This window comes from Mixta intestinalis (genome assembly GCF_009914055.1).
In the GTDB taxonomy this organism is placed as follows: domain Bacteria; phylum Pseudomonadota; class Gammaproteobacteria; order Enterobacterales; family Enterobacteriaceae; genus Mixta; species Mixta intestinalis.
This window is the reverse complement of record NZ_CP028271.1, coordinates 845,124-871,739: the sequence shown is the minus strand read 5'-3', so window position 1 is coordinate 871,739 and position 26,616 is coordinate 845,124. Positions and strand designations below refer to the sequence as shown.

21 protein-coding genes and 2 pseudogenes are annotated in these 26,616 nt (G+C 51.7%); 13 read left to right on the top strand and 10 right to left on the bottom strand.

Translation table 11 applies throughout. The annotated features are described in order from the left end of the window. Positions 1-5 precede the first annotated feature (5 nt). Complete coding sequence (gene yccS, locus C7M51_RS03995) at positions 6-2,153, top strand: YccS family putative transporter (RefSeq protein WP_160620609.1); 2,148 nt, start codon at positions 6-8, stop codon at positions 2,151-2,153. On the opposite strand, the gene C7M51_RS03990 is transcribed toward yccS, so the two are convergent. Further along, positions 2,150-2,773 carry a TfoX/Sxy family DNA transformation protein gene (locus tag C7M51_RS03990; protein ID WP_160620608.1) on the bottom strand — a complete coding sequence of 208 codons (624 nt, stop codon included), beginning with the start codon at positions 2,771-2,773 and terminating at the stop codon, positions 2,150-2,152. The two genes, yccS and C7M51_RS03990, sit on opposite strands and share 4 nt — an antisense overlap. A gap of 210 nt (positions 2,774-2,983) precedes the next feature. Here C7M51_RS03990 and sulA point away from each other — a divergent pair, with 210 nt between their 5' ends. Both sulA and ompA read left to right on the top strand, forming a co-directional pair. Continuing rightward, on the top strand, positions 2,984-3,490 hold the full coding sequence (gene sulA, locus C7M51_RS03985; protein WP_160620607.1) for an SOS-induced cell division inhibitor SulA: 507 nt from the start codon (positions 2,984-2,986) through the stop codon (positions 3,488-3,490). Between the two features lie 350 nt (positions 3,491-3,840). Next, positions 3,841-4,914, top strand: a complete 1,074-nt coding sequence (gene ompA, locus C7M51_RS03980) for a porin OmpA (protein ID WP_160620606.1) — start codon at positions 3,841-3,843, stop codon at positions 4,912-4,914. A gap of 67 nt (positions 4,915-4,981) precedes the next feature. Here the strand turns inward: ompA and matP are convergent, their stop codons facing one another. Beyond that, positions 4,982-5,443: a macrodomain Ter protein MatP gene (gene matP, locus C7M51_RS03975; protein ID WP_160620605.1), complete on the bottom strand. Its 462-nt coding sequence runs from the start codon at positions 5,441-5,443 to the stop codon at positions 4,982-4,984. Positions 5,444-5,628: 185 nt separating this feature from the next. Between matP and C7M51_RS03970 the strand changes: the two genes are divergently transcribed. From C7M51_RS03970 to C7M51_RS03955, 4 genes and pseudogenes are all read left to right on the top strand, one after another. After that, a complete protein-coding gene (locus C7M51_RS03970) occupies positions 5,629-7,377 on the top strand; it encodes an AAA family ATPase (protein ID WP_160620604.1) in 1,749 nt (582 codons plus the stop codon). Positions 7,378-7,442: 65 nt separating this feature from the next. Beyond that, a complete protein-coding gene (fabA, locus tag C7M51_RS03965) occupies positions 7,443-7,961 on the top strand; it encodes a bifunctional 3-hydroxydecanoyl-ACP dehydratase/trans-2-decenoyl-ACP isomerase (RefSeq protein WP_141174541.1) in 519 nt (172 codons plus the stop codon). Between the two features lie 902 nt (positions 7,962-8,863). Next, positions 8,864-9,316: pseudogene (gene tnpA, locus C7M51_RS03960) on the top strand (IS200/IS605 family transposase). A gap of 321 nt (positions 9,317-9,637) precedes the next feature. Continuing rightward, positions 9,638-10,624, top strand: a complete 987-nt coding sequence (locus C7M51_RS03955; protein WP_160620603.1) for an acyltransferase family protein — start codon at positions 9,638-9,640, stop codon at positions 10,622-10,624. Between the two features lie 515 nt (positions 10,625-11,139). On the opposite strand, the gene rmf is transcribed toward C7M51_RS03955, so the two are convergent. The 6 genes from rmf to rlmKL form a co-directional block, all read right to left on the bottom strand. Beyond that, complete coding sequence (rmf, locus tag C7M51_RS03950; protein ID WP_141174542.1) at positions 11,140-11,322, bottom strand: ribosome modulation factor; 183 nt, start codon at positions 11,320-11,322, stop codon at positions 11,140-11,142. A 264-nt stretch (positions 11,323-11,586) separates the two neighbouring features. After that, complete coding sequence (pqiC, locus tag C7M51_RS03945) at positions 11,587-12,168, bottom strand: membrane integrity-associated transporter subunit PqiC (RefSeq protein WP_160620602.1); 582 nt, start codon at positions 12,166-12,168, stop codon at positions 11,587-11,589. Beyond that, the gene (gene pqiB / locus C7M51_RS03940) at positions 12,165-13,808 is read right to left on the bottom strand and encodes an intermembrane transport protein PqiB (protein ID WP_160620601.1); all 1,644 of its coding nucleotides are present in this window, start codon (positions 13,806-13,808) and stop codon (positions 12,165-12,167) included. Before pqiB ends, pqiC begins: the two co-directional genes overlap by 4 nt. Then, positions 13,795-15,063, bottom strand: coding sequence for a membrane integrity-associated transporter subunit PqiA (gene pqiA, locus C7M51_RS03935; RefSeq protein WP_160620600.1), 1,269 nt, complete (start codon positions 15,061-15,063; stop codon positions 13,795-13,797). The genes pqiB and pqiA overlap by 14 nt, the downstream gene beginning before the upstream one ends. 15 nt (positions 15,064-15,078) lie before the next feature. Then, positions 15,079-16,989, bottom strand: a complete 1,911-nt coding sequence (locus C7M51_RS03930; RefSeq protein ID WP_160620599.1) for an ABC transporter ATP-binding protein — start codon at positions 16,987-16,989, stop codon at positions 15,079-15,081. Positions 16,990-16,995: 6 nt separating this feature from the next. Next, entirely contained in the window at positions 16,996-19,107 is a 2,112-nt protein-coding gene (gene rlmKL, locus C7M51_RS03925) for a bifunctional 23S rRNA (guanine(2069)-N(7))-methyltransferase RlmK/23S rRNA (guanine(2445)-N(2))-methyltransferase RlmL (protein ID WP_160620598.1), read from the bottom strand. Positions 19,108-19,230: 123 nt separating this feature from the next. On the opposite strand from rlmKL, the gene C7M51_RS03920 reads away from it, so the two are divergent. Beyond that, positions 19,231-20,340: a YcbX family protein gene (locus tag C7M51_RS03920; RefSeq protein WP_160620597.1), complete on the top strand. Its 1,110-nt coding sequence runs from the start codon at positions 19,231-19,233 to the stop codon at positions 20,338-20,340. Positions 20,341-20,354: 14 nt separating this feature from the next. Here the strand turns inward: C7M51_RS03920 and C7M51_RS03915 are convergent. Both C7M51_RS03915 and pyrD read right to left on the bottom strand, forming a co-directional pair. Further along, positions 20,355-20,899, bottom strand: a pseudogene (locus tag C7M51_RS03915) (cell division protein ZapC). 198 nt (positions 20,900-21,097) lie between these two features. Beyond that, positions 21,098-22,108 carry a quinone-dependent dihydroorotate dehydrogenase gene (pyrD, locus tag C7M51_RS03910; RefSeq protein ID WP_160620596.1) on the bottom strand — a complete coding sequence of 337 codons (1,011 nt, stop codon included), beginning with the start codon at positions 22,106-22,108 and terminating at the stop codon, positions 21,098-21,100. A 244-nt stretch (positions 22,109-22,352) separates the two neighbouring features. On the opposite strand from pyrD, the gene ssuE reads away from it, so the two are divergent. Genes ssuE through ssuB form a run of 5 tightly spaced genes read left to right on the top strand, consistent with a single transcriptional unit; the run spans position 22,353 to position 26,612 of the window. After that, a complete protein-coding gene (gene ssuE, locus C7M51_RS03905; protein ID WP_160620595.1) occupies positions 22,353-22,904 on the top strand; it encodes an NADPH-dependent FMN reductase in 552 nt (183 codons plus the stop codon). 12 nt (positions 22,905-22,916) lie between these two features. Next, positions 22,917-23,873 carry a sulfonate ABC transporter substrate-binding protein gene (locus C7M51_RS03900; protein ID WP_160620594.1) on the top strand — a complete coding sequence of 319 codons (957 nt, stop codon included), beginning with the start codon at positions 22,917-22,919 and terminating at the stop codon, positions 23,871-23,873. 14 nt (positions 23,874-23,887) lie between these two features. Further along, the gene (gene ssuD, locus C7M51_RS03895) at positions 23,888-25,033 is read left to right on the top strand and encodes an FMNH2-dependent alkanesulfonate monooxygenase (protein ID WP_160620593.1); all 1,146 of its coding nucleotides are present in this window, start codon (positions 23,888-23,890) and stop codon (positions 25,031-25,033) included. Between the two features lie 11 nt (positions 25,034-25,044). Continuing rightward, positions 25,045-25,836, top strand: a complete 792-nt coding sequence (gene ssuC / locus C7M51_RS03890; protein WP_160623554.1) for an aliphatic sulfonate ABC transporter permease SsuC — start codon at positions 25,045-25,047, stop codon at positions 25,834-25,836. Beyond that, complete coding sequence (gene ssuB / locus C7M51_RS03885; RefSeq protein ID WP_160620592.1) at positions 25,833-26,612, top strand: aliphatic sulfonates ABC transporter ATP-binding protein; 780 nt, start codon at positions 25,833-25,835, stop codon at positions 26,610-26,612. The genes ssuC and ssuB overlap by 4 nt, the downstream gene beginning before the upstream one ends. The last annotated feature ends 4 nt before the right edge of the window (positions 26,613-26,616 follow it).

Below are 26,616 nucleotides of genomic sequence, written 5' to 3'. Positions count from 1 at the left end.
AAACAATGTTAGCGCTGACAGCAGGAATGCGTCGTTATATCGCCAACAGTAGCGGGTTATATCTGACCCGCATTTTTTTTGCGTTGGCAGGTGCCGCCGCTTTTCCCTGGTGGATCGATCAAATTATCTGGACGCTGCCGCTAACGCTGGGCGTAGTTGCTGCCGCGTTGGCCGATCTTGACGATCGCTTTACCGGACGGTTACGTAATCTTTTGATTACCCTGCTCTGCTTTTGTATTGCCTCCGTTTCAGTTGAACTACTGTTTCCCTGGCCATGGCTGTTCATTATCGGGCTGGCCTTTTCTGCCTGGGGATTTATTCTGCTGGGTGCACTTGGACAGCGTTATGCCACTATCGCGTTCGGCGCGTTGCTGATTGCTATCTATACCATGCTCGGTATCAGCCTGTTTTCACAATGGTATTTACAGCCGATACTGCTGCTGCTCGGTGCAGTCTGGTATAACCTGCTCACGCTGGTAGGGCATTTACTTTTCCCTATTCGCCCGCTACAGGAAAACCTGGCGCGTAGCTATAGCCTGCTGGCACAATATCTGGAAGCCAAAGCCAATCTGTTCGATCCTGATGTTGAAGAGAACGACGATCGCGGTTTAGTTGATGTAGCCATGGCTAACGGTAAACTGGTTGCGGTACTTAATGAAACGAAAACCTCGATACAAAGTCGCCTGCGCGGCGATCGGGGCCAGCGCGGTACGCGCCGCACGCTGCATTACTATTTCGTCGCGCAGGATATTCACGAACGCGCCAGTTCCTCCCACATCCAGTATCATGCGCTGCGACAAGAGTGGCGCTACAGTGAAATTCTGTTCCGTTTTGAACGCCTGCTGACAATGCAGGCACAGGCCTGTCGACAGTTATCGGAAGCTATTTTACTGCGCCAGAGTTATCAGCACGATAACCGCTTCGAACGTGCCTTTAATCATTTGCAGGCGGCGCTGGACCGCCTGCCTGACACGCCGGAAGACAAAGCACGACAAAAAGCGCTGCGTTATCTGCTGAGAAACCTGAAGGCGATTGATGCGCAGCTGGCAACTATTGAATCAGAGCAGGCGCAGGAACAGGCGCGGCAGAACGGCAGCGACACCCACCTCTCCAGCGAAGGATTAACCGGCTGGAGCGATATTCGCCTACGCTTTAGTCGTCACCTGACGCCAGAATCACCGCTGTTTCGTCATGCGGTGCGTATGTCATTGGTACTTTGTGTCGGCTACGCTTTTATTCAGCTCACCGGCCTGCAACGTGGCTACTGGATTATGTTAACCAGCCTGTTTGTTTGCCAGCCCGGTTATAACGCCACGCGACGGCGTCTGGCGTTGCGTATTATCGGCACGCTGTCGGGTATCGCGATTGGGTTACCAGTATTATGGCTGGTACCTTCTATTGATGGTCAGCTACTGTTAATCGTGCTGTCCGGCGTGCTGTTTTTCGCCTTTCGTCAGGTACAGTACGCGCATGCCACCATGTTTATTACACTGCTCGTGCTGCTCTGCTTTAATCTGCTGGGTGAAGGCTTTGTGGTCGCCGTACCGCGTATCGTCGATACGCTGCTTGGCTGCGGTATTGCCTGGCTTGCCGTCAGTTACATCTGGCCAGACTGGCGTTTCCGCCGTTTACCCGCCGTGGCAGAAAAAACCTTTACGGCGAACTGCCGTTATCTGGATGCGATCCTCGAACAGTATCATCAGGGTAAAGATAACCGCCTGACCTACCGTATTGCGCGGCGCGATGCACATAACGGTGACGCTGAGCTTGCATCCGTTGTCTCTAATCTGTCAACGGAAATGCGCCCCGATCCGCTACAGCGTGAGGCGGCTTTTCGTTTACTTTGTCTTAATCATTCCTTTTTAAGCTATATATCCGCGTTGGGCGCGCATCGGGAAAAGATAACGCAACCAGAACTGCTGGCGCTGTTGGACGATGCAGTGTGCTATGTCGACGATGTTTTGCAGGTCAACATCGTCAGCGAACAACAGGTACAGCAGATGATGAACACGCTATCTATCCGTATTAACCATTTAAACAGTGAAGCAGATTCCCAGGGACAGCTGGTGCTACAGCAAATCGGCCTGTTGATAGCCCTGCTTCCGGAAATCGCCCATTTGAAAAAGCAGCTTGCGTTACCGTCTGCGCCTTAACGATGTCGTCCTTTACCTGCGTTTACCGTGTGATAAAACCAGTGACGCAGCTCTTCTTTTACCTCTGCAGGCAGCGCCGCCTGGTGATGTCCGGAAATGGCGCCCTGCAGAGCCAACAGACAATTCAGCCCCAAATGTTGATTGCGCGCTCTTAATCGTAACCAGCAATCTTTCGCCCCGGCTTCACGCAGAGCATGCACGCTGTTGATACCAATCTCCCGCAACAGCATTTCCATACGCACGCCCATGTTAGGCAGATCTTTGACACGCACGTTATTTCGGCGGGCATTTTTTTGCTGTCGGGCCAACGCCAGCGAGGATTTTGACAGTTTGATAAGCAGAGGCCGATCGGCCCACAGCGCCTCGTTGATATGGTAATAGTGCAGGATAACCGGCAGGCCTTTTTTATTAATGACCAGCGGTGATAAAAGCTGTTTGCTGATCCTGATATAACTATTTAACGTTTCGCAGCCACGTAGATAAAGTTCACCATTAGCGATCAAGGCAAACACGACCTTTTCTACTGCCAGACTATAGCCACCAAACTGCGAGCGGACGGTGATATTCCCTAATGCGGCCAGCTGTGCCTTTGATTGAGCAATCCTTTGTTGTGTATCCATATGCGGCTCCATTTCCTTAAGAGTCTCAGACTAACTCCCTGTTTTACATCATCTAAAAACATAGGCAATTCTGGTTAACGGTTCAATTACTAAATGAGCTTGCCGTAATTTAAGTCGTAAAATTGCGAGACGTTTTCAAAAAATGAGGTTGATCTTAGGCTTTTATCGCATTACTGTATATCCATACAGTAACCACATGAGCTGATAATCATGCGTACTCATTTACTGAAGTCTTCCTTTGCTCGCGCGGCGCTGTCAGGCCATCCCAATGCTTCTTTGTCACCGTCGCTGGCTCACGGCTGGATTAGCGAATTAAGTTACAGTGAAGCACAGCCAGGATTGACGCAGCTGCTGTTACTACCGCTGCTACAGCAGCTGGGCACCCAGTCCCGCTGGCAGCTTTGGCTGACTCCACCGCAAAAGATCAGTCGAAGCTGGCTGAAAGCATCCGGGTTACCGCTGGATAAAATGATGCAAATCACCAATCAGCCAAAAGCAGGTACGGTTGAAGCGATGGTAAAAGCATTGCAGACGGGTAATTACAGCGTGGTGTTAGGATGGTTTCCGTACGATATCAGTGAAAATGAGCGTCGCCAGCTTGAAGAAGCGGCTTCAGTGGGGCAGGCTTTAGGACTGATTATGCGTCCTCAATCGGGCTGTTCGTTACTTGACGGACAAAAAAACAGGCTGAAAATTCACTCAACTTTGTATCATTAAGTAAATATAAGATAAATCTCAGTTAAAAACAGAGACATTCTTCCGATAACCCGCTGATTCTACTCTGGCGCGGCTGCGCCTGAGTTTCGCCACACTGACTTATACTTTTTTTGGCGCTAAAAATCAGGGCAGATGTTAAAAATTGTGTACGGAACAGTCTTTTTTTGCGCACCTGCCTCACATCTTACTTGTAAGTTTCTCGCCACGTTGTAGACTTTATCTCGCCAGGGTGCTCTATAACCTCCGTTTTCCGGTAGAGTAATAATCGAGCAAAAGGACCCGGCGAAGGATTACAACCAAGAGCTTACTTTAAGCTCCTTGCCTATTTGGATGATAACGAGGCGCAAAAAATGAAAAAGACAGCTATCGCAATTGCAGTGGCACTGGCTGGCTTCGCTACCGTAGCGCAGGCCGCTCCGAAAGATGACACCTGGTACACCGGTGCTAAACTGGGCTGGTCTCAGTATCACGATACTGGTTACTACGGTAACAACTACGTAAATAACGATGGCCCGACTCACGAAAGCCAGCTGGGCGCTGGTGCATTCGTTGGTTATCAGGCTAATCCTTATCTTGGCTTCGAGCTGGGTTATGACTGGCTTGGCCGCATGCCGTACAAAGGCGACGTAGTGAACGGCGCTTTCAAAGCACAAGGCATCCAGCTGGCAGCTAAACTGAGCTACCCGATTATGGATGATCTGGATATCTATACCCGTCTGGGTGGTATGGTATGGCGCGCTGACTCTACTCAGCACGTTGTTGGTACTAATATCAACCGTAAAGACCACGACACCGGCGTTTCACCGCTGGCTGCCGTTGGTGTTGAATACGCGCTGACCAAAAACTGGGCAACCCGTCTGGATTACCAGTGGGTTAACAACATCGGCGACGCAGGTACCGTTGGTACACGCCCTGATAACGCCATGCTGAGCCTGGGTGTTTCTTACCGCTTCGGTCAGGATGATGCAGTGGCTCCGATGCCGGCCCCGACTCCGGCTCCGGCTCCGGTTGTTGAAACCAAACACTTCACGCTGAAATCTGACGTGCTGTTCAACTTCAACAAAGCTACCCTGAAAGGTGAAGGTCAGCAGGCACTGGATCAGCTGTACTCTCAGCTGAGCTCAATGGATCCGAAAGATGGTTCTGTTATCGTTCTGGGTTACACTGACCGCATCGGTTCTGACCAGTACAACCAGAAACTGTCTGAGAAACGTGCTCAGTCTGTTGTTGATTACCTGGTATCTAAAGGTATCCCGTCTAACAAGATCTCTGCACGTGGCATGGGTGAATCTAACCCGGTTACTGGCAACACCTGTGACAGCGTGAAAGGCCGTAACGCCCAGATCGACTGCCTGGCACCGGACCGTCGCGTAGAAATCGAAGTTAAAGGCATGAAAGACGTTGTTACTCAGCCGCAGGCTTAAGTAATAGTCGTTACGAAAAACCCCGCTCAGGCGGGGTTTTTTTATGGCTGCGTTTGTAACTTTCGTTCTACTTTACATCGTCTTTGCCAAGAATCGCCTGTAAATCCTGGCGTAGCGTAGACATCTGGCTGGCATATTTCTCTTTACGTTCGGCATCTTCAATAAGCTGTACAATAGTTTCAGACAGAGTGCTGCTGCGACGCTGCGCCAGTCCGGCCAGCCTTTGCCATACCAGATATTCCAGATCGATAGATTTCTTACGGGTATGCTGATGTTCAGCATTGAAATGACGCTTTCGCCGTGCGCGAATCGTCTGCTTCATACGGTTTTCCAGCGCCGGATTGATATGTTGCTCAATCCATTTCAGCACGTCTATCGGATGGTTTTCCATCGCCAGTAAGGCCTTTACAGCTTCCTGCGCGGCGCTGATTTCAATATATCGGGTGATCGCTTCCCCTTCCCGATGTTTTTTCACCAGGTACTTCCATTTCCATCCGCTTTCAAGGTTTTCCAGCTGCTGATATTTCATCGGAATCTCATCATGAGCAGGTAACAAACTAAGAATAACAGCTTTTTTATCTCTTGCGGCAGAGAAAGGCGCAGCGACATATTCACCGTTCCCCTTCTCAAGGACATCCCAATCTCTGCCGTGCTTAACAGCCTGAAAAGCTGTATAATCGCGCTTTACATTAATACAAGACAAATACGATTACTTTGACCAGCAACCGACTTGCATGGCAGGCGCTACAGCCTGATGCCGATAGTTTCCAGCCTGTTTTTTCCCGCGATTTTAGCGATAACGGCTCTGATATTCTGCCTGACATCCAGCCTCGCCTGTTTGATGCCGCCCAGTTGCTGCAGCGTAGCCGTGCGCCCTTCCCACTGCTGCTGATTCGCTGTGCGGAAAACAGTGAGACGCTGTCATTGCTGGCGCAAACATTACAGCATAACGACGTCAAGAAGAAAGATCTTTACGGCGGTAACTATCTGATTAATGAAGAACAGATTACCTGGCAACCGGCGCAAATAGCAGAAGATGCATTTGCCAGCCGCGGCGAGACGCAGTTTGCTGACTGGATCGAACCAGAACAGCTTTTTGGCTGTGTGCGTATCTTTGCCCAACGCGTTACGCTGGAGCCGGGACTGATTCATCGCGCTAACGGCGGTACGCTACTGCTTTCTTTGCGTGCGCTACTGGCACAACCGCTAATGTGGCTGCGTCTGAAGCAGATTGTGCAGCAGCAGCGTTTTGACTGGCTTTCACCAGATGAATCACGCCCGCTGCCGATCGGCATTCCTTCAATGCCAATGCAGCTGAAGCTGGTACTGTGTGGCGATCGCGATGCGATGGCCGACTTTCAGGAGATGGAACCTGAGCTTGCTTCGCTGGCTATCTACAGTGAATACGAAGAGAGCCTGCGCGTTGAAGAGCAGGAAGACATGGCCCTGTGGTGCCGCTGGGTTACCGCGCTGTCACGCCAGGCCAGACTACCAGACATCACGCCCGATTTCTGGCCTCTGTTACTACAGGAAGCGGTACGCTACAGCGGCGATCAGGAAATTTTGCCGCTTTGCCCTGCCTGGCTTGGTCGCCAGCTGCGTGAGGCCGCAGAGTATGGCGAAAGGCTGGACGCAGAAGCGTTACAAACCGCGTTGGACGCCCGCAGCTGGCGGGAAAATTACCTGCCGGAGCAGATGCGCGATGAAATCCTGCTTGACCAAATTCTGATAGAAACCGAAGGCGCTATAGTTGGGCAAATTAACGGCCTGTCGGTTATTGAATTCCCCGGTCATCCACGTGCGTTTGGTGAACCGTCACGTATCAGCTGCGTTGTACACGTGGGCGATGGCGAATTCACCGATGTTGAACGTAAAGCCGAGCTGGGCGGAAACATTCATGCCAAAGGCATGATGATCATGCAGGCTTTCCTGATTGCCGAGCTGGAGCTCGATCAACAGCTTCCCTTCTCCGCCTCTCTGGTATTTGAGCAATCCTATTCCGAAGTTGATGGCGACAGCGCCTCGCTCGCTGAGCTGTGCGCGCTGGTCAGTGCCCTGGCCGAACAGCCGATCAATCAGCAGATTGCGGTAACCGGTTCAGTCGATCAGTTTGGTCATGTTCAGCCGGTTGGTGGACTGAATGAAAAAATTGAAGGTTTCTTTGAAGTCTGTCAGCAGCGCGGCCTGACCGGCCAGCAGGGCGTAATTATCCCGGCGGCAAACGTACGTCATCTCTGCCTGCAGCAGGCGGTGGTAGATGCGGTGCGTGAAGGTCAGTTTCATCTGTGGGCCGTCAACGAGGTGGTTGAAGCTCTGCCGTTGCTGACCGGTATTGCCTGGAAAAAAGACAACGCACCATGTTTGTTACAGTCAATTCAGGAGCGCATTACAGAATTTAACCAACAGGAAGCGCGGCAACGCCCCTGGCCTCTGCGTTGGCTAAACTGGTTTAACCACAGCTGATCGGAGTTGTTCAGCTTACACCTGTTAGCTAAACTTCGTGATTCACTAAACAAGGCTTATTGAACATGGTTGAAAAACGCGACTCCTACACAAAAGAAGATCTGATTGCCTCTGGACGCGGAGAGCTTTTTGGCGCTGAAGGGCCACCGCTGCCGTCTGGCAATATGCTGATGATGGACCGCGTGGTCAAAATGAGCGAAGAAGGCGGTAACTTCGGTAAGGGATATGTTGAAGCAGAGCTGGATATTAATCCCGATCTCTGGTTTTTCTCCTGCCACTTTATCGGCGATCCGGTAATGCCGGGCTGCCTGGGTCTGGATGCAATGTGGCAGCTGGTTGGCTTTTACCTGGGCTGGCTTGGCGCGGAAGGCAAAGGTCGTGCGCTGGGCGTTGGTGAAGTGAAATTTACCGGACAGGTGTTGCCGACTGCGAAGAAGGTCACCTATCGTATCCATTTTAAACGCGTCATTAACCGTAAGCTGGTAATGGGCGTAGCGGATGGCGAAGTACTGGTTGATGGTAACGTGATTTATACTGCCAGCGATCTGAAAGTGGGTCTGTTTAAAGACACTACCGCGTTTTAAGCATCCAAAATAAATACCCTCCGGCATAGCCGGAGGTTTTTCAGGCATACCTGTAGAATATGTTACCAGTTGTGTTCTTACAGGAGTATCTTAGTATTTATAGAGTACTTATAGGTTGCCTATATATGGAATCGATAACTACTCATCTGTCATCGTCTTCAGAGTAGAGTTTTATATAGTTCTGTACATTTAATTTATCGTTATCCACAACTAAACGACAATGCACCCTTTGCACTAAAATACTCTGTTCTTGTATTTATACTTTAAATAACCAAATTTCACATATAGCATCAGTTTGCTTTCCTCTTTCGAACATCTCATAAAGCAAGACACGTCATCTTCGACGAAATGCATTTCTCCGCATCCGATACCTATAAGCGTTAATTCGGAACAACAAATTATGGTATTTACAGTTGCAGCAGGTATGCGCTAAATATTTTCATCTACTCCTGGGATTCTTTTTTGTTTTTTGTTTGAACTTTTTAATTGCCACGCAGCAGAGTATTTTAACAAAACAAAAGAGATTTTATAGCTATCTTAAAACTAAAAATTTCATGCATCCCTGGCTGGAGACGGGTTCTATAAGCGATAAAAGTACTTATTAAAAACAAGTACATTCTAATTTGATGATTAATATAATTCACTATTTTTATTTTGAATATTTTTAACAAACCATTGGATCAAGCAATATAATCAAAATCATTTTTTGCATGGGTTATAACATTACCTTCTTAGCCGATATTATATAATAAGTCATAAGACCCTTCAACAATAGATTTTTTGTTTATCAATTTTAAACCACCTCCTATGGAGATGGTGATCGTTCATGCGGGCTCTGCCTATAGCATGCCCATGCTAAATATTACCCTGTTTTGTTACCAGCAAATCAAGGAGTAAATAGCATGAGCAGATATGAACCCGCTTCCCACGTATTCTATCGCTGTCAGTATCATCTCGTATGGGCCCCGAAGTACAGATACAAAATCCTCAAGGGTAACCCTGGTAAAGAGCTTTACCATAATATCTACATTCACTGCAGTATAAATAAATGCACGGTAGTAGAACTAAATGTGCAAATAGATCATATACATCTGGTTGTCAGAACCCCACCGAGTTTAAGTGTTTCCAAATTAATGGGATTTGTGAAGGGCGAACAGCCATCAGGTTGTTCGTGAAGTTTCCTTATCTCAGGAAGCACAAACTTTGGGTTAATCACTCTTGTTAAAGAGTGATATTTTGTGGATTCAGTAGAGACAAATGAAGAAATAATCAGACGATATGTACGGTACCAGGACAAGGTAACCAAAGAGGAACAAGAAAGACAAATACAGCTGGAGTGGAAGGGTAGTGTTTAAGCCCCCTTTTAAGGGGCTGTGTCAAAGCCACCTGTTATGCAGGTGGTTTTTTACTAAGAAACCTACGTTACATATGTACTTTAAAACAAAATCATCATTAGTTAAAATGATAATAAACAATACTTAATTTCCTACTTTGTTTTCGCAGGCAGGATTAAGTCTACCATATAGCTTAAGCAGTGTAGCGATATGTTGGGCTTACATATTTTTGTTGATAATTATCAGAAAAAATGCTATTTTTAATTTTTCATTATTACTTTTCTTATCTTCATGACCGCAACACATCAACTTCAAAAAAGTCAAGTCATTTCAGTACATTACATGAGGGGTTTTGCATGTCTGATTGTCGTTCTTTTACATTACGGAGCCTATATAAATAATTTATTTTCTTTTGGGAAATTTGGCGTAGATTTGTTCTTTATAATTAGTGGTTTTATAATTACTCTTACTACATCAAAAAACAAAAGTATTATTCATTTTTTGAGGAAAAGGTTTTTAAGAATTTATCCAATTTACTTTATTGTCTGGTTATTTTTTTGTCTTACCTTATATTACAATGAGTCTCTTTCTACAATTTTAAAGTCTTTATTTCTACTGCATAAAGATTACAGTCAACCTGCACCTGGTTATGGTTGGAATATGTTGGGCCCTCCGTGGACGTTAGCCTATGAGGTAGTATTTTATTTTATATTTGCCCTTGCTATGAAAATAAATCATCGTAGAAGAATTCATGTGGCAACAGCTACTATTATCCTGGCAGTTGTAGGCCTGCAATATTTATATAATGGAAATTTTCACTTTAACTCTTCTATTTCGGCGCACTTAGACGTTAAGAATCCAGGACAGGCTGTAATTAAACTACTTAGCACTACGATATTATTTGAATTTATAGCCGGCATGATTATAGCGTATAACTATGATAAAATTAAAACACTAAAACCCAAGACTTATATTCCTTTAGGCGTACTATTATTAATTGTTTCTTTTTTTGTTTTTATTAAATACCATAACACCGGATTCGGTATGGATGGTTTTTTTTGGTTTACCCTCCCGCTTTTTTTAGGCTTATTATTACTTGAACCTCTGTTAATAAAATTTCAATTCAGAGCATTATCCTTTATGGGAGATATTTCTTACACTCTGTATTTAATTCATTTCCCAATATTATTATTATATGAAAAACACTTCCCAACATTTGGTATGCACCATTACAGCTTTCTGAAATTTTTAATATTAATCGGCTCAAGCATCCTAATTTCTACTTTATTACATAAGTATATTGAAAAACCCTTGATGCTAAAAAAATAGTCGCTAAGGATTCCACTTGCATAGCAGGGGGATTCCTTCCCTTAAAAGTCTTTAAATATTTTGTTCTATTGTTATTCCGTTAACCTGAACTACACGCCTAACTTATTCCCTAAGGTAAGATATGCAAAATTTGTCGTTAGTGAAAGTATATTTTTTTACAGAATCTGTTAATTCAAAAAAATAAAAATGGGTGAGATTCTGGCTTCAGATATATGCGCTCGACTTGATTACTTAACTTAAAACCATTGCATATTTTTATCGTGTATAAAATTAAAATGGTGCAATAGAACTCTTTAACGCGATCGCCTTTCGAACTTTCGTATTTTTACTTAATGTTCATATATAATGATTTTGACAACGACAGGATACGTAGGAAGCGGATTCATATCTGATCATACAATTTATTGTTTTTAAAAAAACGGGCTAGTATTTAGCATGAACACTTTACAGATAGAGTCCTACATCAACAAAAACCTCCGCTTACAGCGGAGGTTGTCCTTTTTCTGAACAGGCCGTCAGGCCAGCGCCGTACTGACGCTAACCGCCCTGTCCTCCATGGCTTTTCGCCAACCTCCCAACCAGTGAGACCGAGCCTCGATCATTTGATAAGGACACATTTCTTTTGAGCGCCCGTTGATGCCAGCCTGATAACCTCGTGAATGTGCCCGTTCCAGGCGGTCTCGTTTTTGTCTCTTCATGCCTCATTTCCCTCATTCAGGTATGGTGGAACTGGTGGAAAGAAAACAATGGTCACAAAATGTGCAACCACATTCCTGTTCTACCCCTATCGGCAAAAAAGGTCAATGCGCAAAATTCACGCCATTGTCATATGAATACGCTATTTTTAGAGTTTTTTCTGGTGAGAGGAGCTGTTACCGGACAACGTTCTGATTGTGAAATAAAAAAATTCCGATCCCGGCGCGCTGAACGGCACCGACAGATCGGAATCAGAGACAGAATATTTAATTATTTTGCAGAGCAGAAAAAGCAATAGCCATCTTTTGCGCTTCCTGTTGCCAGCCCTGCGCCAGCGTTCTTACCAGCGCATCATACCCATCTTCCTGTTGTGGCAGCGTCAGGTTAAACGGCTGACGGGTAATACGCCCGCCATGCTCCAGCGTCCAACTACCGCTGATAACTACCTGCCCGTCATAACGTCCATGAAAACCAGTAACGCTCACATTCAGCGTGTCGTGCTGCTCACCCAACGGTAAAGCGGAAACCAGCCTGCCGGGTAAGGCAGCGCTAAGATTGGTTACCAGCGTTTGCTGTAACTGCTGATCGAGCGGGCTGGCCCACAGATTGTTCGCTGCGATAACATATTTTACGTCACTGGTTTGATAAACCACACCGTTGCCCGCCAGATAATCGGGCACCGACACATGTTCCACCCACAGCGGCAACGCACTTTCCGCCAGTAGCGTACTTTGACTGACCGGCGCCATTGCTGGCGCTCCCGCTGGCAGCTGGTACATCGTGGTTTGCGTGGTGGTACTACAGGCGCTTAACGCCATCACCATCGCCAGCGGCATCCATTTCATCATTGCTTCGCCCTCTTCGGCTGCGGATCCTCGCCTGGTTTAGCTTCAAACACCAGCGCGTTGCTCTTCTGATTAAGCGTTTTCAATACCGGTTGCAGTTCGCGCAATACCTGATCGAGCCGCTGCATATCCCCCACCAGCTTGTTATAGGCAGGCGATCCTGGCTGCAATCCTTTCATACTGCGATTCAGCTCGCGCAGCGTCTGCTGCATATCCTGCGGCAGCTGTTGCATTGACGGGCTGGCGGTAATTTTATTCACGTTATCCAGCGTTTTTTGCAGCTCTTGTAGCGTGCGCTGACTTTCTCTCAGCGTACCGGTAGCCTGATTAATCATCGGATTCAGCGGCAGATTGTTAATCTTATCCAGCGCGTCCATCAGCTTCTGCTGAATCTGACTCAGCCCGCCGGTGACGGTAGGGATAATTTCCAACCCGGCGACTTTTTCCGGCCCCTTATACTGCGGCGCGTTACTATAAAAGTCGAGATCGATATACAACGAACCGGAAAGCAGGTTACCGGTTTTCAGTGAGGCGCGCAGACCACGTTTTTTACCATCCTGCAGATGCTGTTCAATATCGAAATCGCTACCCAGACGGTTAATAAAACGATCGGGCTCGATCCGTACCAGTACCGGGATACGATAATCATTATTCAGCGACTGGTTCCAGCCCGGCACGGTATAAGGTGCCTGTGCTACGGTACCAAGGCGAATACCGCGGAACTCTACTGGCGCCCCCGGCTGCAGACCGCGAATTGAATCGTTGAAGAACATCAGGAAATCAAGATGTTTGGTATAGAGCGAATCCTGAATGCTGCGCTGATCGTCATAAAGATGATATTCCGCCTTATTTTCGGCAGGCACGCCCAGCTCCCAGCCATCGGGCACATCAAAACTGACGCCGCCGCTAAACAGCGTAGTCAGCGATCCCATTTCAACACGCATACCCGATGCCGACATCTCTACCGCAATACCGCTATCTTTCCAGAAGCGCACATTAGAAGTGACCAGCCGATCATAAGGCGCGGCGACAAAAAGCTGATATTGCATAGCGCGCTTGTCGGCATCAAAGCTGCTGGTTTCCACCGAACCGACTCGATAGCCGCGAAACAGCACCGGATCGCCCGCATTAAGCTGACCCGCTTTGGTGCTATCCAGCACAATACGAATACCTTTCGCGTCAGGCGGTGCCAACGGTGGAGCATCAAGCAATTTATACCGATCGGGCTTGGTTCCCTTGCTACCCGGCTGGAGTTCAATGTAAGCCCCGGAAAGCAGCGTACCAAGGCCGGTAATCCCCTCGCGCCCTACCTGCGGTTTTACCACCCAGAAAACGCTGTCTTCATGCAGCAGCTTTTCCATTCCCGCATTGAGCCGGGCTTTGATTTCTACATGATGCAGATCGTCGGTCAGCACGGCGCTTTCCACTACACCTACATCCACGCTGCGGCTCTTAATCGCCGTCTTCCCACCTTCAATGCCTTCAGCATTGGTGGTGATAAGCGTCACCTCCGGTCCCTGATGGCTAAAGTGGTAAAACAGAATCCAGGCACCAATCAGGACGGTAACAATAGGTACTATCCATACCGGCGACCAGCGTTTAATTTGATCCACTTTGGCGACGCCGTGGTTATTTTCCGTCAAGACTCGGCTCCTTCATCATATTCTCTGGTTCACGATCCCAGGTAAGACGGGGATCGAACGTCATGGCGGCAAACATTGTCAGGATCACCACTGCCGCAAAGAGTATCGCACCCGGTGCGGGATAAATATTCATTAACTGCCCTATTCGTACGAGAGCGGAGAGCACGGCAATAACAAAAACATCAATCATCGACCAGCGGCCGACAAACTCCACCACTTCATAAATCAGATGCATCTTTTCGCTATCGCGTCTGCCGTGCCCGTTGGCATCCCAGCACAGCCAGCCGATAGCCAGCATTTTCAGCGATGGCACCATAATACTGGCGATAAAGATGACCAGCGCCACCGGATAAGAGCCGTCGCTCCACAGCAGGATAACCCCGGCCATAATATTGGAGCCCATTTTGTCACCCAGCGCTTCGGTTACCATAATTGGTAAAATATTGGCGGGAATGTAGATAATAACCGAGGTGAACAGCAGCGCCAGCGTCCACTGCAGACTATGCCGACGACGCGCATGCGCTACCGTTGTACAGCGCGGGCAGACAGAACGATCGGCGGGCAGCACGGCAGTACAGCACGGACAGGATCGCAGCCCCTGCTTCAATCCACTGATACCAGCCTGCGGCCTGAAAGGAAGCGGCGGTTCTGCGGCGATTTCCCGCCACAGCCAGCGTCGATCGACGCACTGAAAAGCGCGTAGCTGCAACAGACAAAACAGACACCAGGGCAGGAAACTGCTGCCGATACCAATATCGCCGTAGGCCATCAGCTTAACGAAGCTGACCAGCACTCCCGCGAGGAATATTTCCGCCATTCCCCAGCTTTTAAGCTTAAACAGAATACGCGCCAGGCCAATACGCAGCGGCTGTGGCAACGGTAGCGGATTAACCAGCAGCAGTAATGTCACCATGCAAAAGGCAGGCACCGCCTGAACAAACAGCATAAACAGCGTGGCGAGGCTGGTGTAATCTTCTGAAACCATTACCTGTGGGATTTCCATCAGGGTAATTTCACTGCTCAACCCGGAGACATGCATACTCACAAAGGGAAACAAATTAGCCAACAGCAGCATAAACAGCGCCGCCAGCGCATAACCGGAGGGCCGCTTACGCGGCTCGCTCCAGTTAATGGTCAGGGTGGCGTGACAGCGTGGACAGCTCGCTTTCTGCCCGATGGCAATCGGCGGCAGCCGCGTCATCAGGTCGCATTGCGGACAAAGCATCCACTCTTCTGAGTGTTCGGATGAACACATAGCCTACTCCCGATCTCAGGCGCCGTTTTTCAGCGATTCAAGGTATTCCCAGCGTTCGAAAGCGCTTTCCAGCTGCTGCTCAGCCTCCGCCAGCGCATCCAGAACCGGCTGGGTTTTATCATGCGGCTGGCTAAAGAAGCTGGCATCCGCCATCTGCGTCTGCAGCTGTTCAATCTGTGCTTCCAGCGCCTCCAGCTGCTGCGGCAACTGTTCCAGCTCGCGCTGTAACTTATAGCTTAGTTTTACAGCTGGCTGTTTTGCCCCCTCATTCCTGGGCGCTTTTTCCACCGGCGCCGACGCTTTTACCGGTGCGACGCGGCTCTGACGCGATGTGGCACGCTGATGCTGAGCATCATGATAGCCGCCAACAAAGGCACCGATGTCGCCGTTGCCTTCGAAAATCCAGCATTCGGTAACGGTATTATCCACGAACTGACGATCGTGGCTTACCAGCAGTACGGTGCCCTGATAGCCATCAATCAGCTCCTCCAGCAGCTCCAGCGTTTCTACATCCAGATCGTTAGTCGGCTCATCGAGAATCAGCAGGTTGCTTGGCTTCAGGAACAGGCGCGCCAGCAGCAGGCGGTTGCGTTCACCGCCGGAAAGCGCGCGTACCGGCGTCATCGCACGTTTCGGATGGAACAGAAACTCCTGCAGATAGCCGAGCACGTGGCGAGGTTTGCCGTTAACCATCACCTCCTGTTTGCCTTCTGCGAGGTTATCCATCACCGTACGATCGGGATCGAGAATAGCGCGATGCTGATCGAAGTAGGCGACTTCCAGTTTGCTGCCGCTGTGTACGCGTCCGCTGTCTGCCTTAAGCTGGCCCAGCATAAGTTTCAGCAGCGTGGTCTTACCGCAGCCGTTCGGCCCAATCAGCGCGATCTTATCGCCACGCTGCACCTGAGCGCTGAAATTTCTGACCAGGGTGCGATCGCCGATGCTGTAGTTAACGTTCTCCAGCTCAAAGACAATCTTGCCGGAGCGTGACGCTTCCTCGACCTGCATCTGCGCTTTGCCCATCACTTCGCGGCGTTCCGAGCGCTCACGACGCAGCGCTTTCAGCGCACGCACGCGGCCTTCATTACGGGTACGACGAGCTTTGATGCCCTGACGAATCCAGACCTCTTCCTGCGCCAGCTTGCGGTCAAATTCAGCGTTCTGCATCTCTTCAACGCGCAGCGCCTCTTCTTTCCCGGTGAGATATTTATCATAGTCGCCCGGCCAGGAAACCAGCTTGCCGCGATCGAGATCGACAATACGCGTCGCCATATTACGGATAAATGAACGGTCGTGAGAGATAAAGACGATGCTGCCCTGGAAAGTTTTCAGGAAAGTTTCCAGCCAGTCGATGGTTTCGATATCCAGATGGTTGGTGGGTTCATCCAGCAGCAGCACGCGCGGATTGCTGACCAGTGCGCGCCCCAGCGCCGCTTTACGCAACCAGCCACCCGAAAGCGACGACAGCTCCACTTCCGGCTCAAGGCCAATCTGCTGTAGCACATCATTAATGCGCGATTCCAGCTGCCACAGATTATGGTGATCCAGCACGCCCTGCAGGCGCGCCATTTCATTAAGGTTTTTTTCGCTCGGATCGTTCATCACCACGTGAGAAATGGCGTGGTAGGCCTTCAGATGCTCCGCCTGCTCCGCTACGCCCTCGGCAACAAAGTCATATACCGTACCGGCGATATTACGCGGCGGGTCCTGTTGCAGGCGCGCCACCACCAGATCCTGCTCGAAAATAATGCGCCCATCGTCCAGCGGCTGCTCGCCGTTGATAATTTTCATCAGCGTGGATTTACCGGCACCGTTGCGCCCTACCAGACAGACGCGCTCATTCTCTTCAATATGCAATTCGGTGTGATCGAGCAGCGGTGCATCGCTGAAAGAGAGATAAGCGTTGTGAATACTAATTAATGACATACAGCGTTATTCCTTACCGGCATGGGTTATCAGCCAGCAGTTATGAATGTGGCGGTTGCGGGCAAAATCCTGTGACTGCGTTTTGGCAGTGATCTCCTGGGCGCGCAGGCCGATAGCGGCCAGGCCTTCGTGATCCATTTTAAAGCCACGTTTATTGTTAGAAAACATAATGGTGCCGCCCGCACGCAGCAGACGTTTAAGATCGCGCATCAGCTGCAAATGATCGCGCTGCACGTCAAAGCTCTCTTCCATACGTTTTGAGTTAGAGAAGGTAGGCGGATCGATAAAGATCAGATCGAACTGCTCATGACTTTCACGCAGCCAGCTCAGGCAATCTGCCTGCATCAGTCGATGCTGACGCCCGCTGAGGCCGTTTAAACGCATATTGCGTTCTGCCCACTCCAGGTAAGTGCGCGACATATCCACCGTAGTGGTGGAACGTGCGCCACCCAGCCCGGCGTGCACGCTGGCGCTGCCGGTATAGGCGAACAGATTAAGGAAATCCTTGCCTTTACTCATCTGGCCCAGCATACGCCGCGCGAGACGATGATCGATAAACAGGCCGGTATCAAGGTAGTCGGTCAGGTTTACCCAGAAGCGCGCGTTAAACTCACTAACTTCAAAATATTCGCCTTTTTCGCCCAGCTTCTGATACTGGCTTTTACCCTTCTGCTTTTCGCGCGTTTTCAGCACCAGACGATTAGCTGGCAACTTCAGTACCGTCAGCGTGGCGCTGATGACATCAAACAGACGCTGACGTGCCTTGAGCGCATCGATGGTTTTCGGTGGCGCATACTCCTGAATCACCACCCAGTCGGCGTAGCGATCGACGGCGACGTTATATTCCGGCAGGTCGGCGTCATACAGGCGATAGCATTCGATACCCTCCTGACGCGCCCACTTGTCCAGCTTCTTCATATTCTTTTTCAGGCGATTGGCGTAATCTTCCGCCACCTGCGCAGGCATTCCTTCGCTGCTGCTTGCCGCCAGCTGGTAGTTTTTCTGTACGCACTCCAGCGGGCCGTTTTTCGCTTTAAACTGACGATCGGCACGCAGCTGCAAACAGCTCAGCAGATCGGGCGAGGCGCTGAACAGCGAGAGATGCCAGCCGCCGAACTGGCTTTTCATTACGCGCCCCAGCTGGCTGTGCAGTGCGATCAGTGCCGGTTCGCTCTCCAGACGTTCGCCATAGGGCGGGTTGCTGATAACGGTGCCGATCGGCCCCTGCGGCAGCGGATTTTTCAGCTGCACCACATCCTGCACGCCAAAGGTAAAAAGATCGGCCACGCCAGCGCGACGGGCATTGCCGCGCGCGCGTTCCAGCACCCGCTCATCGTTATCATAGCCAAAAAAGCGCGAAGTTGTCTGCTGCACGCCCTGGCGGGCGCGGATCTGCGCTTCGTCGATTAGCTCTCGCCACAGCTCAGGCTGATGTGCTTTCCAGCCTTTGAACCCCCACTGACGGCGGTTCAGACCCGGAGCACGATCGCTGGCGATCAGCGCCGCTTCAATCAGCAGCGTACCGGAACCACACATCGGGTCGATCAGCGGCGTACCCGGCTGCCAGCCAGAGCGCAGCACTGTCGCCGCGGCCAGGTTCTCCTTCATAGGTGCCTGCCCCGTCTGCTGGCGATAGCCGCGCTGGTGCATTCCTTCCCCGCTCAGATCGAGCGCAATGCTGGCGATATCCTTATTCAGCCAGACATTGATGCGCACATCCGGCTGTTCACGATCGACATCCGGGCGCGGCAGATTTTTACGGGTAAAGCTGTCAACGATGGCATCTTTTACTTTTAACGCACCGAACTGGCTGTTGCGAATCGCTTCGTTAGTACCGCTAAAGTGGACGGCAAAAGTACCGTCAATCAGGTTTGTCCAGTCGATAGCCTGGGCGCCAAGATAGAGATCGAGATCGCTATAGACGGAGCATTCGCTCAGCGGCAGCAGGATACGCGATGCCAGGCGGCTCCACAGCAGGCTACGATACATTAAACGATCGTCACCCTGATAATGTACACCACCCTGCACCACCTGCAGCTCCTGCGCCCCCAGCGCTTCCAGCTCACTCTTCAACAGCTCTTCGAGCCCACGCGCCGTACTGGCAAACAGAGAATTCATATCATCACTTACAGTATTGGGAAAATTGTTGCGCATTATAGCTAATCGCCGCCGCATGTCATAAAGTTAGCTTCCTTTAAGCGCAGATTCCTGTATTGCCCGTGGTCCAGTTCGGAGAGCATTATGATTGTTCTGTCACGCCTGTTTATTCATCCGGTCAAATCAATGCGAGGATTACAGCTCTCGCACGCCCAGGTAAGAGAGAGCGGTCTGGCCTTTGATCGCTTGTTTATGCTGACGGCTGAAGACGGCACCTTTATTACCGCTCGCCAGTTTCCACAGCTGGTGCAGTTTATTCCGGCGTTGATGCCGGACGGGCTGTGGCTACAGGCACCGGACAACAGCAGCGCAACGTTGCGGTATAGTGATTTTCAGCCACAGGATGCCGCGACCGAAGTCTGGGGCAATCATTTCACCGCCCGTATCGCACCGCAGCCGATCAATGACTGGCTGAGCGGCTTTTTCCCGCATCCGGTTCAGCTACGCTGGGTCGGCCCGGAGATGACGCGTCGGGTCAAACGCCATCCTGACGTGCCGCTCGGCTTTGCCGACGGCTATCCATTTTTGCTGGTAAACGAAGCGTCACTGCACGATTTGCAACAGCGCTGTACGGCAAGTATCCGACTGGAGCAGTTTCGTCCTAACCTGACGGTTACCGGCGCGGTCGCCTGGGAAGAGGACAGCTGGGCGCGCCTGCGCCTTGGTGAAGTGGAGTTTGACGTCGCGAAACCTTGCAGCCGCTGCATTTTCACCACCATCAGCCCGGAGCGTGGACAAAAGCATCCTTCCGGCGAACCGCTTAAAACGTTACAGAGTTTCCGCAGCGCGCTGGATGATAGCGGTGATGTCGATTTTGGAATGAATCTGATTGCCCGCAACAGCGGCGTTATTCGGGTAGGCGATACGCTGGAAGTGTTACAAACCCAGCCGCCGCGCTTATATGGCGCGGGTAAAGTCACAGAGACACTACATGTGGAAGCGGCGGCGGAAAGCAGCGTGACGATTAGCTACCAGGGCAAATCGTTCATCGGCAATAACCAGCAAGTTATACTGGAACAGCTGGAAATGCAGGGCCACCGCATTCCCTACAGCTGTCGTGCCGGCCTGTGTGGTAGCTGTGAAATGCGCCTGCTCTCAGGTCAGGTAACGGCGCTGAAGCAGGACGCCGTGCACGCTGATGGCACCCTACTAAGCTGTAGCTGTATTCCCGCCGGAGATATTGAGCTGGCCTGACGCCGAATGCGCGGTCAACCGGCCCAGGCGTAATGCTGCGCCTGTTCGGCATGCCAGGATTGCAGGCGATCGTGCATAATTTAATCGCATCGCCAAGCATCATGGTTTTACCGGCCAGCTGCAGCTGGGGCTGCGCCAGTACGCACAGTGCCGCGCTTTCTCCCGCTTCAACCACCAGCAGCCTGGCCTCTTCCCCGCTTTCATTCAGGGTAACCGTAACCAGATCGCTTTCACCCGGCTGCCAGCAGTGACGCTGACGAACGCGAAAATGCCAGCTTTTCGGCATCAGAGGCTTCAGAAAACGATAAGCAACCAACGCGTTGAGTAGCAGCTCGGCGTTCTGTTCATCGCTGAGCGCTGCTTCGCGGCAGCTCTCCTGCCAGGTATAAAACTGCGCCGCATCGTCAACGCTGAACACTGCGTCATCAAACGCGTCCGGCGTCAGCATTTTGCGGGAAAAACGCGAGCGAAACAGCATACCATCCGCTAAGTCGAGCATCATACGATCCTGCTCTGCGTCGAAAAACCAACGCCAGTTGTCGTCAGGTTTTATCCTCATGGTTTGCCTTACTACAAGTTGAGGGTTCCGAACTTCAGGTTATCGTCAACCTGAAACAAAATAGTGTTCATCAGACACGGCATAAACAGAAAATATCAAAACCGTGAATAATAATTTTCCATCAGAGAACAAAGTATGTACAAAATATAAACCAGCCGGAAACAGATTAAAAGCCCCCGGCCAGATTCTTCAGGAAGGTCAGAGATGCGTCACAATCTCTTTGATTAAACCGGGACCTTTATAAATAAAGCCGGAATAGATTTGTACCAGCGTGGCCCCTGCCGCTATTTTCTCACGCGCGGCAATCACGGAATCAATTCCGCCCACACCGATAATTGGTAATTTGCCCTGTAATTCCTGAGAGAGGCGACGGATAACTTCGGTGCTGCGTAGCTGTACCGGTCTTCCGCTCAGTCCACCCGTCTCTTCATTAAATTTCATGCCGCTGACCAGAGAACGATCGAGCGTGGTATTCGTCGCGATAACGCCATCAATCTGATGACGAACCAGACTATCTGCAATCTGCACCAGCTCTTCTTCCGAGAGGTCAGGCGCAATTTTTACCGCCACCGGCACATATTTCAGATGTTTCTTTTCCAGCAGTTTTTGCTGTGCTTTTATTGCCATCAGCAAATCATCCAGCGCCTCACCATATTGCAATGTTCGCAGGCCTGGGGTGTTGGGCGAGGAGATATTCACGGCGATATATCCAGCCAGAGGATAGACTTTATCCATACAGGTCAAATAATCCTCTTTGCCCTGCTCAACCGGCGTATCTTTATTTTTACCGATGTTAATACCCAGTACGCCGTTAAAACTGGCGCGTTTCACATTTTCTACCAGCCGATCCACACCGAGATTATTAAAGCCCATGCGGTTAATAATCCCTTCGGCCTCCACCAGACGAAACAGGCGCGGCTTATCATTGCCCGGCTGGGGACGCGGCGTTACCGTACCGACTTCAACAAAACCGAAACCCATTGCGCCGAATGCGTCAATGCAGTCGCCGTTTTTATCCATTCCGGCCGCCAGACCAAGCGCATTCTTAAAGGTTAGCCCCATGCATGTCACCGGACGCGCCGGTAAGCGCTGGCGAATCAATGCTTCTAACGGCGTACCGCTGATACGGCGCAGCTGCTGCAGCGTTAGTTCATGGGCATGTTCTGCGTCAAGATGAAACAAGGCTTTACGTGCGAAGGGGTAAAACATGGGCTCTCCTGAATTCCCGGTGGCAAACGGGGCGATATTATCTGGCATAACGGCAGTAAAAAGCCAGAGATGTTAAACCTCGGCGCCAGTAAACCTGATATCGCACCGGCTTGCCCTGCTTTAGCGCAAAATTAGCTTTCTATTACTGGATAAATCATTTAATCACCGTCGCCCCCTCTGCCACTATAAAGCCACTGGTTCTCAATAAGTTCAATATAATAACTTTACGTTATAAGGAGTGGCGATGCGTGTGATTACTCTGGCCGGAAGCCCGCGGTTTCCCTCACGATCTACGGCGCTGTTGACGCTGTGCCAGCATACACTGGAAGGCTGTGGCATTGAGGTCACGCCCTGGAACATTCACAACTTTCCACCGGAGGATCTGCTCTATGCACGCTTCGACTCTCCTGCTCTGCTGGCGCTCAAAGAAGATTTAGCGCTAGCCGACGGGCTTATTGTCGCCACGCCGGTTTATAAAGCTTCTTTTTCCGGCGCGCTGAAAACCCTGCTCGATCTTCTGCCAGAACGCGCGCTGGAACATAAAGTTGTGCTGCCGCTGGCTACCGGCGGCACGCTGGCGCATATGCTGGCGGTCGACTACGCACTGAAACCGGTGCTGAGCGCACTGAAAGCGCAAGAAGTGCTGCATGGCATCTTTGCCGAAGACAGCCAAATCAGCCACTACGATCGTCAACCTGAAATTAGCGACCTGCTGAACAGTCGGTTAAATGACGCATTGACCACCTTCTGCTATGCCCTGCGGCAGCGTGAAGCGCGCCTGGCACAAGCGGTATAAGGAGAGTAGCCAATGTCTCGTTTCTCCCGTCATCTTGCTGCCGCTCTGCTGGCGCTGCTTGGCCTCAGTGCCATCGCTTACGCCGCACCGCAGGCACCCGACGCTATCCGTATCGGCTACCAAAAAGGCTCCGTCAGTATGGTACTGGCTAAAACACACCGCCTGCTGGAGCAGCGCTATCCCAACACGCAAATTCGCTGGGTAGAATTTCCTGCCGGCCCACAGATGCTGGAGGCGCTTAACGTAGGCAGTATCGATCTCGGCAGCACCGGCGATATCCCACCGCTGTTTGCGCAGGCCGCCGGTGCCGATTTGCTCTATGTTGGTGCGGAACCACCCAAGCCGCAGGCGGAGGTTATTCTGGTTGCGGATAACAGCTCCATCAAAACGGTTGCTGATTTAAAAGGCCATAAGGTAGCGCTACAGAAAGGTTCCAGTTCTCACAATCTGCTGCTGCGCGCGCTGCAAAAAGCGGGATTGCAGTTTACGGATATTCAGCCTGTCTGGTTGACGCCTGCCGACGCGCGCGCCGCTTTCCAGCAGGGCAATGTCGATGCCTGGGCCATCTGGGACCCTTATTACTCTGCCGCCTTACAGCAGGGCAACGTACGGGTACTGACCGATGGCAGCACGCTCAATCTTACCGGCTCTTTCTATCTGGCTACCCGCAGCTATGCCGAAGCGCATGGCGCATTTATTCAGTCGGTGCTCGATATTTTCAGCCAGGCGGACGCCCTGACGCAGAGTCAGCGCCCTGAAAGCATCAGGCTGCTGGCACAAAGTATGGGATTGCCTGAGGCCGTCATCGCCAGCTACCTCGATCATCGGCCGCCGACACGCATTACGCCGGTCGGTGCGCAAACGGTACAGGCGCAGCAACATACCGCCGATCTGTTTTACCAAAATCACCTGCTTCCCGTGAAGCTCGACGTCACCCGCCATATCTGGCACGGCGCAACCGTTCAGTGAGTAAGGAGAATATCATGGCATTATCCGTTTTCTGGTTTTTACCCACCCACGGCGACGGTCACTATCTGGGCACGGCGGAAGGCGCACGCCCGGTTGACCACGGTTATCTGCAACAGATTGCCCAGGCGGCAGATCGGCTGGGGTTTGGCGGCGTGCTGATCCCTACCGGGCGCTCCTGCGAAGACGCCTGGTTGGTTGCCGCGTCGCTGATTCCGGTTACCCAGCGGCTGCGCTTTCTGGTAGCGCTGCGTCCTGGCGTTATCTCACCAACCCAGGCTGCGCGTCAGGCCGCGACGCTGGACCGCCTGTCCAATGGTCGTGCACTGTTTAACCTGGTGACCGGCGGTGACCCGGAAGAGCTGGCGGGCGATGGCGTCTTCCTCGATCATACCGAACGCTATGCGGAATCCGCCGAGTTTACCCGTATCTGGCGGCGCGTGCTGGAAGGAGAAACCGTCGATTATCAGGGCGATTATTTGCAGGTGCGCGGCGCACGCCTGATGTTTAAACCGGTACAGCAGCCGCGTCCGCCACTCTGGTTTGGCGGATCGTCAACGGTGGCGCAGGACTTAGCGGCGGAGCAGGTGGATGTCTATCTTACCTGGGGTGAACCACCGGCCCAGGTCAAAGAGAAAATCGAACAGGTCCGCGCTAAAGCGGCGGCACAGGGGCGCAAAGTGCGTTTCGGTATTCGCCTGCACGTTATCGTACGCGAAACCAATGCTGAAGCCTGGCAGGCCGCCGATCGGCTTATCGCGCACCTTGATGATGCCACTATTGCCAAAGCGCAGGCGGCGCTGGCACGTACCGATTCTGTCGGTCAGCAGCGTATGGCGGCATTGCATAACGGTCGCCGCGATCGGCTGGAGATCAGCCCCAATCTCTGGGCTGGCGTCGGCCTGGTACGTGGCGGCGCGGGCACGGCGCTGGTTGGCGATGGCCCAACGGTGGCGGCACGTATGCAGGAGTACGCCGATCTCGGCATCGAGACCTTCATTCTTTCTGGCTATCCCCATCTGGAAGAAGCTTACCGGGTTGGCGAGCTGCTGTTCCCTCACCTCGATCTGGCAGTGCCTGACGTACCCGCGCCACGCCGTATACCAGCCCATGGCGAAGCGGTGGCGAATGATTTTGCGCCGCAAAAAGTGTCGCAAAGCTGAGGATGCGCATGATGAGCAAAGGCAAATTCAGCGCACGTCATCCACTGGTCCCCTGGCTGTTGCCGGTGCTGCTGCTGGCGCTGTGGCAAATCGCTTCGCAAAGCGGATGGCTTTCAACGCGCATTCTGCCCGCGCCGCAAAGCGTGGTACTGACCTTCTGGCGTCTTAGCGCCAGCGGCGAACTGTGGCAACATCTCGCAATCAGCAGCTGGCGAGCGCTGACCGGTTTTATTATCGGCGGTACGCTTGGTCTGGCGCTTGGGCTGCTGGCCGGGGCCTCGTACTGGGGCGAGCGCCTGCTCGATACCTCGGTGCAGATGCTGCGCAACATCCCGCATCTGGCACTGATTCCGCTGGTGATTCTATGGTTCGGCATCGACGAATCCGCCAAAATTTTCCTGGTAGCGCTGGGCACGCTGTTTCCCATTTATCTCAATACCTTTCACGGTATCCGTAATGTCGATCGCGGTCTGGTGGAGATGGCGCGCAGCTATGGCCTTTCCGGCTGGCGGCTGTTTAGCCAGGTGATGCTGCCGGGTGCCCTGCCCTCAATTATGGTCGGCGTGCGCTTCGCGCTTGGCCTGATGTGGCTGACGCTGATCGTGGCGGAGACCATCTCCGCTAATTCCGGTATTGGCTATCTGGCGATGAACGCGCGTGAGTTTTTACAAACCGATATTGTCGTCGTTGCCATCGTGCTCTATGCGTTGCTGGGCAAACTGGCAGATGTCAGCGCCGTGCTGCTGGAACGCCTGTGGCTGCGCTGGCACCCCGCTTATCAACTGAAGGAGGCCGTGGTATGAACGCTATTGCAGCGCCGTCGCGTCTTAACGTCGGCACGCCCGTTGGATTACAGAGCGTCAGTAAACGCTTTGGCGATCGCGCTATCCTGCAGGGTATCGATTTACACATCCCTTCCGGCCAGTTTGTCGCGGTGGTAGGACGCAGCGGCTGCGGTAAAAGCACCCTGCTGCGCCTGCTGGCCGGTCTGGAGTTTCCCAGCGAAGGGGATCTGCTGGCCGGGCAGGCGCCGCTTGCTACCGCACATGAAGAAACACGTCTGATGTTTCAGGACGCGCGCCTGCTGCCGTGGAAACGGGTAATCGATAACGTTGGCCTCGGGTTACGTGGTAACTGGCGCGCCGATGCTATGCGGGCGCTGGAAGAAGTTAATCTGGCCGATCGTGCCGGAGAGTGGCCCGCCGCGCTTTCGGGCGGTCAGCGGCAGCGCGTGGCACTGGCGCGTGCGCTGATCCATCGCCCCGGCTTGCTGCTGCTGGACGAACCGCTGGGCGCCTTGGACGCCCTGACGCGTATTGAGATGCAGGAACTGATTGAGGCTATCTGGCAACAGCAACATTTCACCGTCTTGCTGGTAACACATGATGTCAGTGAAGCCGTTGCCTTAGCGGATCGGGTGCTGCTGATTGAGGATGGGCGTATCGGGCTGGATTTAACTATCGATCTGCCACGCCCGCGCCGTCGCGGTTCCGCCCGGCTGGCGGAGCTGGAACAGCAGGTGCTGGAGCGGGTGATGCGCCGCACGCCGCCGCCAGCGGTGCGTTACGCTGAGCGTTGAAGAC